Origin of the sequence: Sodalis sp. RH22, from assembly GCF_047324165.1 — a bacterium.
Classification (GTDB): domain Bacteria; phylum Pseudomonadota; class Gammaproteobacteria; order Enterobacterales; family Enterobacteriaceae; genus Acerihabitans.
This window is the reverse complement of sequence record NZ_CP178731.1, coordinates 4,104,229-4,118,505: the sequence shown is the minus strand read 5'-3', so window position 1 is coordinate 4,118,505 and position 14,277 is coordinate 4,104,229. Positions and strand designations below refer to the sequence as shown.

The 14,277-nt window shown below is 57.3% G+C and carries 9 protein-coding genes; 4 read left to right on the top strand and 5 right to left on the bottom strand.

What is annotated here, in order from left to right:
* Nucleotides 1–51 precede the first annotated feature (51 nt).
* Nucleotides 52–669 (bottom strand): hypothetical protein, encoded by a 618-nt coding sequence (locus ACL2XN_RS18665; RefSeq protein ID WP_413729233.1) that lies wholly within the window; start codon nucleotides 667–669, stop codon nucleotides 52–54.
* A gap of 222 nt (nucleotides 670–891) precedes the next feature.
* The gene (locus ACL2XN_RS18660) at nucleotides 892–3,165 is read right to left on the bottom strand and encodes an AsmA family protein (RefSeq protein WP_413729232.1); all 2,274 of its coding nucleotides are present in this window, start codon (nucleotides 3,163–3,165) and stop codon (nucleotides 892–894) included.
* Nucleotides 3,166–3,417: 252 nt separating this feature from the next.
* Here ACL2XN_RS18660 and ACL2XN_RS18655 point away from each other — a divergent pair, with 252 nt between their 5' ends.
* Nucleotides 3,418–4,359: a sugar kinase gene (locus ACL2XN_RS18655; RefSeq protein ID WP_413729231.1), complete on the top strand. Its 942-nt coding sequence runs from the start codon at nucleotides 3,418–3,420 to the stop codon at nucleotides 4,357–4,359.
* Between the two features lie 95 nt (nucleotides 4,360–4,454).
* Here the strand turns inward: ACL2XN_RS18655 and ACL2XN_RS18650 are convergent, their stop codons facing one another.
* The 3 genes from ACL2XN_RS18650 to hmsP all read right to left on the bottom strand — a co-directional run bounded on the left by ACL2XN_RS18650 (nucleotide 4,455) and on the right by hmsP (nucleotide 9,714).
* Nucleotides 4,455–5,939, bottom strand: a complete 1,485-nt coding sequence (locus ACL2XN_RS18650; protein ID WP_410013028.1) for a M16 family metallopeptidase — start codon at nucleotides 5,937–5,939, stop codon at nucleotides 4,455–4,457.
* Between the two features lie 273 nt (nucleotides 5,940–6,212).
* Nucleotides 6,213–7,487, bottom strand: a complete 1,275-nt coding sequence (locus tag ACL2XN_RS18645) for a dicarboxylate/amino acid:cation symporter (protein WP_410013027.1) — start codon at nucleotides 7,485–7,487, stop codon at nucleotides 6,213–6,215.
* Nucleotides 7,488–7,707: 220 nt separating this feature from the next.
* Nucleotides 7,708–9,714 (bottom strand): biofilm formation regulator HmsP, encoded by a 2,007-nt coding sequence (hmsP, locus tag ACL2XN_RS18640; RefSeq protein ID WP_413729230.1) that lies wholly within the window; start codon nucleotides 9,712–9,714, stop codon nucleotides 7,708–7,710.
* An 805-nt stretch (nucleotides 9,715–10,519) separates the two neighbouring features.
* Between hmsP and ACL2XN_RS18635 the strand changes: the two genes are divergently transcribed.
* The 3 genes from ACL2XN_RS18635 to bcsA are packed head-to-tail and all read left to right on the top strand — an operon-like array spanning nucleotide 10,520 to nucleotide 14,273.
* Nucleotides 10,520–11,362 carry a hypothetical protein gene (locus ACL2XN_RS18635; protein WP_413729229.1) on the top strand — a complete coding sequence of 281 codons (843 nt, stop codon included), beginning with the start codon at nucleotides 10,520–10,522 and terminating at the stop codon, nucleotides 11,360–11,362.
* The gene (bcsQ, locus tag ACL2XN_RS18630; protein WP_410013024.1) at nucleotides 11,353–12,156 is read left to right on the top strand and encodes a cellulose biosynthesis protein BcsQ; all 804 of its coding nucleotides are present in this window, start codon (nucleotides 11,353–11,355) and stop codon (nucleotides 12,154–12,156) included. The genes ACL2XN_RS18635 and bcsQ overlap by 10 nt, the downstream gene beginning before the upstream one ends.
* A 17-nt stretch (nucleotides 12,157–12,173) precedes the next feature.
* Complete coding sequence (gene bcsA / locus ACL2XN_RS18625) at nucleotides 12,174–14,273, top strand: UDP-forming cellulose synthase catalytic subunit (RefSeq protein ID WP_413721673.1); 2,100 nt, start codon at nucleotides 12,174–12,176, stop codon at nucleotides 14,271–14,273.
* Nucleotides 14,274–14,277 lie beyond the last annotated feature (4 nt).

The window sequence follows — 14,277 nt, the reverse complement described above, 5'->3', positions numbered from 1 at the left end:
CGCAGCGACGCGCGACCTGCCGGGCGCGCGGAGGTCAAGGAGGCCGTCGCGCTACGGCCTCTTTGTCGCTTGCCGGCACCCGGCAATACATAAAGCAACCCGACGCATGGCAAGCGAAACCTCCGCCATGGCGACATAAATCGCCCCGCACACGACAAGCGAAACCTTCGCCATGGCGACATAAATCGCCCCGCACACGACAAGCGAAACCTTCGCCATGGCGACATAAATCGCCCCGCACACGACAAGCGAAACCTCCACCACGGCGACATAAATCGCCCCGCACACGACAAGCGAAACCTCCGCCATGGCGACATAAATCGCCCCGCACACGACAAGCGAAACCTCCACCACGGCGACATAAATCGCCCCGCACACGACAAGCGAAACCTCCGCCACGGCGACATAAATCGCCCCGCACACGACAAGCGAAACCTCCGCCATGGCGACATAAATCGCCCCGCACACGACAAGCGAAACCTCCGCCATGGCGACATAAATCGCCCCGCACACGACAAGCGAAACCTTCGCCACGGCGACATAAATCGCCCCGCACACGACAAGCGAAACCTCCGCCATGGCGACATAAATCGCCCCGCACACCACAAGCGAAACCTTCACCATGGCGACATAAATCGCCTCGCACACGACAAGCGAAACCTTCGCCACGGCGACATAAATCGCCCCGCACACGACAAGCGAAACTCACACCGCGGCGACATAAATCGCCCCGCCAGCCGCAAACGAAGCCCCTAACGAGGCGACATAAACAGCGCGACATTTACTTCCCGGGGCGGCCAATATTGCCGGACCTCATCAGCCCCATCACGCATCAGGACCGCGATCGCAAAATCTCCACTCGGCATATTAAAGGGAGAGCGTGCCGCCCTGTTATTTTTTGTTTTTCATTTCCTGCAAAATCGGACCGCACTGATTCTCTTCACCGCCGCTGGGCGAAATCAACGCCAGCAGCGCCGCCGCCGGCGCCAGAACCGCGCCAAGCGCCACCGCCGCCGCCCCGCGCGCAATCAGCGGGCCGGGTTTTACCCCGGCGTCGGGGTTCTTAAAGGTGCCGCGCACATACAACGGCGAGCGCAATGTCACGATACGCATCCCTTTACTGTCCGGATTGATGGATAAATCCAGCCGTTCGCTGGAAAAATTAGTCGTGCCGGCAATATTGATGACCGCATTCTCTGTATCAAACACAAACAAGCGCGGCGTAGCCAACCCGTTACGCACCCCCAGGTCCGCCGCCGCGCAGTTAATCTTCACCTGTTCGTCGCCAAACAGTTTGCCGACCACATAGTTACCCACGTTCAGGCCGGCGATTTCCATCAGATTACGGCTGATAACGCCGTCGTTCATCAGAATACGCACATCGCCATTGGCGCTGCCCAACAGCGCGGCCACGGAATTACCGGTGCCGGTAAACTGCGCATCGCCGTTCAACTGCCCCATGCTGCTGCGCATGGCTTCCACGTCGGGGAACAACGCCTTAAGCTGCAGTCCGCGCGCGTGCAAATCCGCCCTGCCCCGCATCGGCGTCTTGTTGCCCTCAAGCTTAATGGTGGAATTCAGGTTGCCACGCGCCATGCCAAAACGCAGCGGGTCAAGCAGCAGCACGCCGTCATCTAGCTTAACGTGGGTATAAAGATCGCTGATTGGCAGATTTTTGCCGTGTTCGATGCGCTTGCCGGTGAATTTCACATCCGCGTCCATGGTATCCCACTTGGCGGTATCGAATTTATCGTAGGGCAGCACCTTATCCGCCGGCTGTACCGACTGGGTTTTGGCTTTCTGCTTACCGCTTTCCGTGCCGGAATCCGCGCCGATAAGCGGCCCCAAATCGGCAAAGCGCAGTTCATTCGACACCACTTCTCCGGTCAGAGAAGGTCGCGGTTTACCCTGCACGAACTCCAGCGTGCCGTGGATATCGCTTGAGCCGATTTTGCCGTTAAATTTCTCATAGCGATAATGCCCGGCCTCCTTGCCCTGGAAATGGGCAATCAGGTGCCCGTCCGTTGAATACGGCGGTGAATCCGGCAATACGACACCGGTCAGGGCATGCAGATCCCCCAGGTTATCGCCCGCCAGCCGCAGCCGCAAATCCAGGCCGCCCAGGTTCATCGGATCTTCCAGCGTCCCCTGGATAGCGACCCGGGTCGCGCCGGAGCGCACGTCCGCCTGCAAAGGGAAGGGCCGGCTGGCGCTGCGCAGCGCCAGCATGCCGCCGATTTTACCGTCGCCGCTCAGGGGCTCGTTGTTATATTTCCCCGTCACCTTCCAGCCGAAGATATAGTCGTCGGTACGCCGCGCCGCGCCGCTGCCATCCGGATTGACGGCGGTATCGTCCTTGGCCGTTTTTTCATCGCCGCCGGACTTGGCCGCGGTATCGGCCTTGGCCGTTTTTTCATCACCACTGGACTTGGCGGCGGTATCGGCCTTGGCCGTTTTATCATCGCCGCCAGATTTGGCCGAGGTATCATCGGCCTTGGCCGTTTTGTCGCCGCCCGCGCTGGAGGCGTCGCCCCGGGTGGTATTATCCTTGGTGCTGGCGCCGGCCAGCTCCGCGTAAGGGATAGGCTTGCCCAGCGGATTGACCGTCATATGAATGTCGGCCTTGGTTATCGGGTCGAGAAAGTCAATTTTCCCCTGGTCAAAGGCAATATCGTCCACCTTGAATGACCAGGCGGAAGGCGGCGTGTCCTGCTGCGGCTGATCGCTGTTGGCCAGGTTAAAGGTCCAGTTGTTCTTACCGTTGGCCAAACGCTTTAACGCGGCGTCGGGGCTGAAAAGAGTAATGCGCGGGAGGTAGATCTCCTTATGCAGCAACGCCAGCGGCGACAGACTGGCCTCCACCCGTTTCAGCCGGGCGGTATAATCGCCGGGCACGTCGGGCGGGTTGCCGAGTACCACGTCTTCCGCATGCAGATGCGGCCAGGGGATCCATGCCCGCCATCCCGCCTCGTCCCGCTGGCGCGACCACTGTACGCCCAGGTCGCCGTTAATGGCGAAGGGCCGGTGCAGCTCGGCGGTAACCTTTTCATTGATCGTGGGCTTCAGGCGATTCAGATCGTAGGTGGCGATAAAAATAACGATGGCAATCAATACCACCACTAAGAATAATACAATGCCTAAGATCGCCTTTTTCGTCCGGGTCATGGTGATAACATTCCTCATTAAACGGCCTTATGTCATTAATCATAGTTGAGGATTTCGGACCTGAGGCAGGATAATGATTGAATTTGTTACTGAAAATAGTGATTATCCCTGAACAAGGGCCCCCGCAGGGCGCGATCTAAGTCATGAAAAATTAAAACAACGTTTCAGTGCTATTGACGGCGGCGACCAATCTAGTGAGACTAAGTGCGTTAACCCCTTTCTATTCACTTTATTCATACAGGCTCGCAGTAAATGACAACCAAAAACATTGCCGTTATCGGCGAATGCATGATTGAACTGTCCGAAAAAGGCACCGATGTTAAACGCGGGTTTGGCGGCGATACGCTCAATACCTCGGTGTATATTGCGCGGCTGGTCACATCGGGCGAGTTGGACGTACATTACGTCACCGCGCTCGGCACCGACACCTTCAGTGAAGACATGATCGGCGCATGGCGGCAGGAAGGGGTGAAAACCGATCTTATCCAGCGCCTGGATAACCGTTTGCCGGGCTTATATTATATCGAGACCGACGCCACCGGCGAGCGCACCTTCTATTACTGGCGTAATGAAGCCGCCGCGCGCTACTGGCTGGAAAGCGCGGATTCAGAGCGTATCTGCCGTGAGCTGGCGGGTTTTGATTATCTTTATTTGAGCGGCATCAGCATCGCCATCCTCAGCGCCGAAAGCCGCCAGCGCCTGCTGGCGCTGCTGAAAACCTGCCGGGATAACGGCGGCAAGGTCATCTTTGACAATAACTATCGTCCGCGCCTGTGGGCGAACAGGGAAGAAACCCAAGGCGCATATCGGGATATCCTCACCCACACAGATATCGCCTTCCTGACCCTGGACGATGAAGATATGCTGTGGGGCAAACAGCCGGTGGACGAGGTCATTAAGCGCACCCGCGGCTGGGGCGTGCAGGAAATTGTCATCAAACGCGGCGCCGAGTCCTGTCTGGTAACGACCCGGGAAGGGGAACTGCTGGACGTGCCGGCGATCAAACTGCCGCAGGACAAGGTGGTCGATACCACCGCCGCGGGCGACTCGTTCAGCGCCGGCTATCTGGCGGTGCGCCTGACCGGCGGCGACGCGGTCTCTGCTGCCAAATGCGGCCACCTGACCGCCAGCACGGTGATCCAATATCGCGGCGCCATCATTCCACGCGACGCAATGCCCGCAATACCTGCATAAGCCCATGATGCGTGAGGCGGCGAATGCCCTTTCCTGGCTATCGCCGCCATCATGCCCGCCGTTACCGCGTTGAAACCAGCCCCGCCCAGCCCGCATCAAGACGGCGGCGGGATATCCGTGACTTCCGGTTTGCTCTCATCGACGGCTGCCGGCTGCGGTCCCGGCGCCATGATATGCTCGTAGGTTTCCTGCAGCGCCTTCATATTCATTTCCGGCTCGCCCTTGGGCTGCATCAGCACCAGCGTGGCGTTTTGCGATAGCTGCGAGCGCAACTCTTCATTAAGCATCTGCAGCGTCAGCTTGGACAAAAACGCGTTGCGCAGCTTCTGGTACTGCTCCGGCGCGATATCCACCACGTCATTTTGCTGTGAACGCAGACGCTGGCTCATTAATATGTCGGTATCGGTACGGGCGTAAGTGGCGAACAGCGTGCCCAACTCGCCGGTCTTGCGCGCCATAAGCGCGTCGAACTCCGCCTTGCTCAGGCCGTTATTGCGCAGGTTCGCCAGCTCATGGGAAACAAAGGTCAACGCGGCCGTCAGGTTATCCATGGCGGTGTCCATATGCACGGCGCACTGGGAGCGCTGGTAATGCACATTACAATCGAAACGCAGGTTGGTCTGCTTCAGGTTGCTGTCTTGCATGGCCTGCTGGACATGCCAGAACAACGCCTCGCGGGCCAGATCGCTGCGCCAGTAGCGATCCAGTGAGCGCGAATCGCGGATAGGCTGCCAGGGAGTATCCCATACCAGCTTCAGACTATCTTCTTTGGCGTCCTCGCTCATCAGGCTGACCGGCTGCGCCACCAGCGGCGACAGCGCCGGCAGCGTGGAAGGCGTATCGCGCTTGCCCTTCAGCGATGAGAACGTTTTGACGATCTGCTCGTTCAGCCCGCGATTGTCGACGTTGCCCACCACATACAGCGTCATGGCGTCCGGCGTATACCAGCGCTGATAGAATTGCTGCAACTGCTGGCCGCTCACCGGCGCGGCCGCCTGCCGGCTCGGATCGTGGGCCAGCAAGACCGACCCTTTAAGGCGGTAATGCCACCAGGGGCTGCCGGCATTGGCGGGGGCGGTCGCCACCGGATCGGCCCCTTCCAGGGCGGCATGCAGCGTGGTGGGATTAATGGTTAAATGGCCGCCGGTGTTCATCATCCATTTCAGCGCCTCTTTCAACAGCTCGGGGCGGCCGTTGGGCAGGCTCAGGCTGTAAAGCGTGTAATCGTAGGAGATGACGGCCGGAGGCTGCGGACGTTCGCGGTCCACGCCCTGTTGCCAGAGTGATTTCAGCTGCGCGGAGGAAAAGTTTTCACTGTGTGTCAACGCCAGGCGCGGAAGCAGGCGCGCAAAACCGGTCTGCTGCGCGTTTTCAGCCAGCGAACCGGTATTCACCATTAAGCGTAATTCAATACGATCGTTCGGCCGTTGCGGTGTTGCCAACACTTGCCAGGAGAAGCCATTACTGAGTTTACCCTGTTGCCAGGCGGGATCGGGTTGTAATGCTTCTGCCTGAACATTGCCACCCACCGTCGCCAGTAACACTCCACTCATGAAAAGACGAATTCCGGTGCCCTGCATGTGAACCCCTACTCAATAACTGCCTATTAAAATATGTAATCTCACTCAGACGGTTTACCGTGCGTTCCATCGATTAGTACTTTTTCCGTCGGAAAAAAGCGTGGCGCAAAGTGTACCATGTTGTTAGACCGCAGACCTTTGCGGATGTCACGGCACGGCATAAAATAGTACCGCCTGGGGTATAAACGAGATAAAAATAGGCGTAACAGGGCATTACCGGCCGTATCGCCATGCATCGGCCGGTAAAAGGGGGGCAAAAACAGCAGGAAATGATCAGGTTCCGGAGGCGGCCGTTTTCGTGGGTTTAAGCACCGCGTTCAGCTGTTTTTCATCCAGTTGATCACACCACTTGGCCACGACGATAGTGGCGACGCCATTGCCCACCAGGTTGGTCAGCGCGCGGGCCTCGGACATAAACCGGTCAATGCCGAGGATAAGCGCCAGCCCGGCCACCGGCAGGTGCCCGACCGCCGACAGGGTCGCGGCCAGGACGATAAAGCCGCTGCCGGTGACGCCCGCCGCCCCCTTGCTTGACAGCAGCAATACCACCAGCAGGGTCACCTGATGGATGATGTCCATATGGCTATTGGTGGCCTGGGCGATAAACACCGCCGCCATGGTCAGGTAGATGGACGTGCCATCGAGGTTAAAGGAATAGCCGGTGGGGATCACCAGGCCCACCACCGATTTTTCGCAGCCGGCACGCTCCATTTTATCAAGCATGCGCGGCAGCGCCGACTCGGAAGAAGAGGTGCCGAGCACAATCAGCAGTTCTTCTTTGATATAGTTGATAAAACGGAAGATATTAAAGCCGGTGACCCGCGCAATCAGCCCCAGCACCACCACCACGAACAGGATGCAGGTCAGATAGAAACAGGCGATAAGCTGCCCCAGCTGTATCAGCGACCCCAGGCCATACTTGCCGATGGTAAAGGCCATGGCCCCGAATGCGCCAATCGGCGCCAGGCGCATGATCATATTGATAATGCCGAAAATCACCTTGGCGAAGCTGTCGATAACGTTAAAAATCACCTGGCCCTTTTCGCCCAGGCGGTGGAGGGCGAAACCGAACAACACCGCGAACAGAAGCACCTGCAGGATATTGCCGCTGGCGAAAGCGCCGATTACGCTCGCCGGGATGATATCCATCAGAAACGCCACCAGTCCCTGCTGCTCGGCCTGCTGCGCATAGATAGCCACCGCCTTGGCATCCAGGGTGGCCGGATCGATATTCATGCCGGCGCCCGGTTGCACCACGTTAACGATAATCAGGCCGATAATCAGCGCTATGGTGCTGACGATCTCAAAATACAGCAGCGCCACCGCCCCGGTGCGGCCCACCTCTTTCAGGCTTTCCATGCCCGCGATACCGGTGACCACGGTACAAAAGATAACCGGTGCAATGATCATCTTGATCAATTTAACAAAACCATCGCCCAGAGGTTTCATGTCCGCGCCCAGTTCCGGATAGAAATGCCCGAGCAGGATCCCTGCCGCAATGGCCACCAGGACCTGAAGATAAAGGCTTTTAAACGGGTTGAATGTCATACGCCAACCTTATTCATTAGTTATACGCGTTTAAGTGGGTTGAATATGTAGCAAGGATATTAATGATTTGATAATGAATTACATATCTCGAAATACCAATACACCACCGCGCGGGGGTTGTCGGCAGGCAACGGAGAGAAATTAGAATTGAAACGCTTCAGTTGGACTTTAGAAACTATAGTAACCGGCCATGGGAAGCGGCACACGGCCGCACCGGCGATCAAACGGCGGCGAGATGCAGGAAACGCTGCTCGAAATCCTCCTGGGGCAGAGGCTCGGAAAACAGGTAGCCCTGTCCCCAGCTGATGTTATGATCCAGCAGGCATTGCAGCTGCGCCTGGGTTTCCACGCCTTCAGCGATAACCGGCAGCGACAGCACCTCGGCAATGGCGCTGACAATACGCAGCATCACCAAATCCTCCGGCAGTTTTTCGATAAAACTCCGGTCGATTTTCAGCAAATCAATGGGCAGGTTGCGCAACCGGTCCAGATAATAAAGGCTGGAGTAGCCCATGCCGAAGTCATCCAGCGCAATCAAAATCCCCAGCTCGCGCATTTGCCGCAGCAGGCCGAGGGAGTGCTCGAATTCAGTAATGCGCGCGGTCTCGGTGATTTCCAGCACCAGTTGTGCGGGCGCGATCTCGTAGCGGGCCAGCAGCACTTTGAGAAACGGCACCAGATTGGATTCCTGCAGTTGTTTGGCCGAGAGGTTCACCGCCAGCTGGAGATGGATACCGCGTTTACGCCATTGCGCCAGAATGCGGCAGGAGGCTTCTAAGACCCAGTTGCCCAGCGGCACCATCGCGCCGATTTCTTCGGCGCCGCTGATGAAATCCGACGGCAGCGAGTAACTGCCGTCATCCTGGCGCCAGCGCAGCAAGACCTCCGCGCCAATCAGCCGCCGGTCGCGAATATCCACCTGCGGCTGGAAGAACAGTGCGCAGCGTTCCTGCTCTATGCCTTCCAGGATGGTGCTTTCCAGCGTCATGCGCCGGTGAACCATGGCGGTGAGCTTGGGCTCGAAGAATAAGATCTGGTTTTTGCCGTTGTCATGGGCCAGCATCATGGCGGACGTGGCGCGCCGCAGCAGTTGATGCGCGGACTCGTCGTTGCGCAGCCTCAGGGCAATGCCGATGCTGGCGGCGGGACGCAGCGACAGGCTGCCGATGGCCAGGGGGGCATTAATGCTTTTCATGATGCCCTGCGCCAGTTGCATTCCTTCGTAAGCGTTCTGGATTCCGTGATCGAACAACGCGAATTCATTGTGATTGAGCTGGCCGAGAAAACGATGATCGTTAAGGTGCCGCTTAAGCTGCCGGGTCAGCGTCATCAGCAGGATGCCCCGTTGCGCCTCGGTAAGAATGCCGGTGGCTTCCTGTAGCGTGCTGATACTGATGACCAGCAGGCAATATTGCTGCATATCCCGGCACAGGACCATGCGCGAATCCAGCATGGCGGTAAACAGGTTTTTATTCGGCAGCGCGGTCTCGGCATGGCGGGTCGACAGCCGGTTAAGATCGTCGAACATGCCGGCCAGTATCTGCTGGTTGCGATTATAGCTGCGCACCAGCACGCCAAGCTCGTCGTCGCGGTGCATATCCGGCAGCGAAAGCTGGTGGCGGGGAATGTCCTGCGCCGGCAGCGTTTCCAGACTGCGGGCGATTTCACGCAGGGGATGGACCATCAGGCGGTTAATACACCAGGTGATCGCAATCGTCAGCACCAGCGCCAGCAGGAGATAGGTGGACATCATGGTGGAAAACGCGCTGGCGATAAACTGGTACAACCGGTAGGAGTCGGCTTGCAATACCAGCGACGCCAGGGCCCGTGGATGCGAAGGCCGCGGAAGCGCGTACAGCGGCACCGAGATTTCCACCGGCAGCCGGAACAGGCGCTCTATCAGCGCCGGCACCGGCCGCTCCGGCGGAAAATCCGCGTGCAGCACCTGGAAATCATCCGGCAGCACCACATCCGCCCGGCTCAGGATGCCCACCGGCTTCAGGGTGGCGAGAATCCGCTCGGCCTGCGGCACGTCTCCCTTTAATACCGCGCTGGATAAAGGCTGACGCACCGACATGGCTATATTTTGCAGCTGCTGGGCGTAATCCTCACGGCGCTGCTGCACAAAATGGAACAGCTGGATCACAATGAAAATGCAAATAGTCACCAGCGCCACGCCTGACACCGTAGCCATTTGTTTAATCGTTAATGAACGTCTGATCCGCAAACTGTTCTCCAAGGCGTTTTTCAGCTCGACCCGTTACGCTCCCTAACCCGGCGGACGGTTACCCGGCTCACCCCGGCCCCGGCCATGACGAAGGACAGCGCATATTTTCGCGATTCGGGCAGCAAAAGTTGCCGGGCGGGCCGCAGAGCGATTTTGTGCATACTAATATATACTATCTCACGCCGGGTTTTATTTTTTAAAACAGGCATTTCGTCTCTTTAACGCTTATCGGCGACACTCGGTTATAATGACGACGTTTTACCTAGGAATATTCTGATTCATGGCGGTCCTGGCGCGCGCCGGCGGGGTAGATAGGGCATTAATCCCCGCGCATCCCTGACGTTGCGGCGCTGGCGTGAAGAACAACAGCTGTGTAAAATGCAATCAGCGCCTTACATCAGTTTTGTTGCAGTTTGAAATGCCATTATTTTAACAAGACATTAAGTTTTCTTTATAATTTTTCGCAGGCATCACGAATGGGATAGCATGAGCAGAGGATAATGGCATTTCCCAGGCTATCGCTTTTATTCATAGCCGCCCCATGCCGGCGTTGAAGATTTACATTTTCACTGCTTCGGCACTCAAGACGGGACTATAATTTTACCGCAGCTCAATGTGTTTCATTTGATTTAACTTTGTAAAAAATTGAAACTTGTATTAGTTTGTCTTGAGGACCTTCTCATTCATTTCATTGTGCCAGGCTCGAGGCCCATTACCATCCCTAACATAACCCGCGGGCGCCGTCTTGTTCATAAGATAATGCGGTCCGCAGAGTGGTCGCGCAAATTTATCCGGTGAGGTAGGAATGAATAATTACGATGATATTAAGCGGTTTAAAGAAAAACTCAATATGGAAGGCATTGATTATAAAGAAATCGCTGAAAGCAATCCTAATATTACCGCGCATAACTGGGCGATTATAAAACAAGTGGCCACGGCCGATGAACCTTTTCATCCCCTGGAGCAGGGGCGCCCCACACAGCCCACCCCCGCTCCCGTCTCGGATAAAGAATTCAGCGCATCGCCGCTGGGGCAACCGCTGGCGGCCCAGCAGCCGCGCGCGGGCGGAAATATTAATCGGGACATTGGCGCCATAAACGCCCACTATCAGCCGCAGGCCTCAACAGCGGCGGAGTCTTTTGCTTCCCCCCTGATGAGCGCGGTCGGCAAGGCGCTGCCGGCGATAGGCCCCGTGGCGCCCGTCGCCACGCCCCAGGACGGCAATGCGCCCGCGGGCGCCGCGTTTCTTAACGCCATACAGCAGGAATTTGCCGCTCCGCCCGCCGCCGTGCCCACGCGGTCACAGGAACCCGCCGCGGCATCGCCCTTCGACGCCGGGCAACATGGCCGCCCCGCCGCGGCATCGCCTTTCGACGCCGGGCAACACGGCCGCCCCGCCGCGGCATCGCTTTTCGACGCCGGGCAACACGGCCGCCCCGCCGCGGCATCGCTCTTTGACGCAGCGCGGCATGACCAACCCGCCCGGACGTCTTCTACGGCGGCGTCATCGGTCCGGGCGCCGGCCAATGCCGCCGGTACCATGCGCTTTAATAGTCTGTTTAACCGGAAATCCCAGTCATCGGCAATGCCGTCGGGTCGGGATACGCTCCTTTCACTTCTTTTAGAGAATATTGCGTTATGCCGTTAGTCTGTGTCTGTTCGCCGAAGGGCGGCGTGGGTAAAACAACCGTCAGCGCCAATCTTGCCTACGCCCTGGCCCGCAGCGGCAGCAAGGTGCTGGTTATCGATTTCGATGTGCAAAACGCGCTGCGGCTGCATTTCGGCGTACCGATTTCCGATACCCGCGGCTACGTGGCACAGGCCACCACCGCCGTGGACTGGAGTCAGTTTATCCTGAAAGCCGACGCCAATCTGTTTGTCCTGCCCTATGGCGAGGTGGAGGAAGAACAGCGTCTGGCGTTTGAAAACGCCATCAGCCGCGATCCGCATTTCCTGCTGCGCGGATTAAACACGGTATTAAATTACCCCGGCCTGGTGGTCATCGCCGATTTTCCTCCCGGCCCGGTGGCGGCGTTAAAAGCCGTGCAACCCTTCGCGGATATGCACATTGTGGTCATGCTGGCGGATACCGCCTCGCTTTCCTTATTACCGCAAATGGAAAACCACAAATTCCTCGGCGCGCCGATGAATAACCGCCTTGGGGAGTATTATGTGGTTAATCAAAGCGATATGCGCCGCAACTTAAGCCGCGACGTATCGCAGTTTTTTGAACAGCGTCTGGGCGACCGGTTATTAGGCACCATACACCGCGATGAGTGCGTACCCGAAGCCAACGCGTCGCAGCGTTCAATCATTGAATTCAGCCCGGTGTCCGCCGCCGCGTTCGATATAGAACTCATCAGCAAAAAAGTCGCCGCCATTGTCGGCGTGAAAGTGGGCGATGGCGAGTTTTATGCCATGCCTAATCACGGCATCAAATAATAAGCACAGGAACAGGCATGAATAAGTTTCTATTTTCTATACTGCTTTTACTGTTACTGCCTGTTGCCGTGCTTATCATCATCACGCCGATGGACAGCGACAAACAATACATCTTCGGCCTGTTCAGTATCGGACTGATGTTGCTGCTGGGCGTAAGTAAAAGCCATTTAATCAGCGTCATCATGATAGTGATGTCTTTTTTGATGTCCACCCGCTATATCTATTGGCGCGCCACCGAAACGCTGCACTTTAATTCGGTGATTGAAGCGGTATTGGGGATCGGCCTGTTTATTGCCGAAATGTATGCCTGGGTTATCCTGGTGCTGGGTTACCTGCAAACCACCTGGCCGTTAAAGCGCAAAATTGAACCTATGCCGGACGACCCGGCCACCTGGCCGACGGTGGATGTCTACGTCCCGTCCTATAACGAGAGCCTGGACGTGGTGCGTGATACCGTCCTTGCGGCGCAGTGTATCGACTACCCGCGCGACAAGATGAAAATCTATATTCTGGACGACGGTAAACGCAATGAATTCGCGGTGTTTGCCGCCGATGCCGGGGTGGGTTATATCACCCGTAACGATAATAAGCATGCCAAGGCCGGCAACCTTAACCATGCGATGACCGTGACCAAAGGCGAGTTTATCTGCGTATTCGACTGCGATCATGTCGCCACCCGTGGCTTCCTGCAGGCCACCGTGGGCAGCTTTTTGATTGACGATCGCCTGGCGCTGATCCAAACGCCCCACCACTTCTATTCTCCCGATCCGTTCGAGCGCAACCTGTCGGCGGCGCGCGATATCCCCAATGAAGGCGCGCTGTTCTACGGGCCGGTGCAGCAGGGCAACGATAACTGGAACGCCACCTTTTTTTGCGGGTCCTGTGCGGTGATCCGGCGCAGCGCGCTGGAAGAAATCGGCGGATTCGCGGTGGAAACCGTCACCGAGGACGCCCATACAGCGCTGAAGCTGCAGCGGCTGGGCTGGAACTCCGCCTTTTTGTCCATTCCGCTGGCGGCGGGTCTTGCCACCGAGCGCCTGGGGCTGCATGTTATCCAGCGTACCCGCTGGGCGCGGGGCATGACCCAGATTTTTCGTCTGGACAATCCGCTATTCGGCCGCGGCCTCAAGTGGCAACAGCGTTTGTGTTATCTCAACGCCATGCTGCATTTCCAATACGGCCTGCCGCGCGTGGCGTTCCTGACCGCGCCGCTGGCGTATTTATTGTTTAACCAAAATATTATCGCCTCTTCCGCCAGCGCCATTTTTGCCTATGTTTTGCCGCATTTGTTCCTGGCCATCTATATCAATTCCCGCATGAACGGGCGTTTCCGCTATACCTTCTGGGGTGAAATTTACGAAACGACCATGGCGTTCCATTTGATTATCCCCACCCTGCTGACCCTGATTTCCCCCCGGCACGGTAAGTTTAACGTCACCGATAAAGGCGGGTTACTGGATGTCGGCTTCTTTGATTTCCATATCGTCAAACCGCATCTGATCGTGGCGGTGCTTCTGGGCATGGGTATTGCCGCCGGGGTAGTGCGCGCGATCATGCATGACTATTTTAACGTCGATCCCCGGGTGATTTTGCTCAATATCGTCTGGGCGTCCCTGAGCGTCATCATTTTGCTGGCGGCGATTGCGGTGGCCAAGGAAACGCGCCAGATCCGCAAGACTATCCGTATCGATGTCAGCATCCCGGCCATTATCCACTACGCCAGCGGTATTTCGGTGCGCACCGAAACCCTGGACCTCTCCATGGGCGGGATGAAGCTGGTAACCCCCGACGACCGCTATCAAACCGATCGCATCGAGGAAGTGGAACTGCGGCTGCAGTCCGGCGCGGTCTGTATCCCGGTCAGCCTGATTGGCGCCGACGCCAGCGTTATTCGCCTGATGTTTGAAGCGATGCCGCTGGAAAAACGACGTGAGCTGGTGCGCGTGGTGCTGGCACGCGCGGATGCCTGGATTGTGCCGCCCTATCCGAAAGATCGGCCGCTGCACTCATTTGCCAGCATTGTCCGCTGCGTCTTCGAGCTCTTTTACAACACCTGGAAAGAGCGCGGCCAAAAAAGAAAGAATGCCAAGTCCGCAGGACCTGGCGAAGCGACCTAAGCTC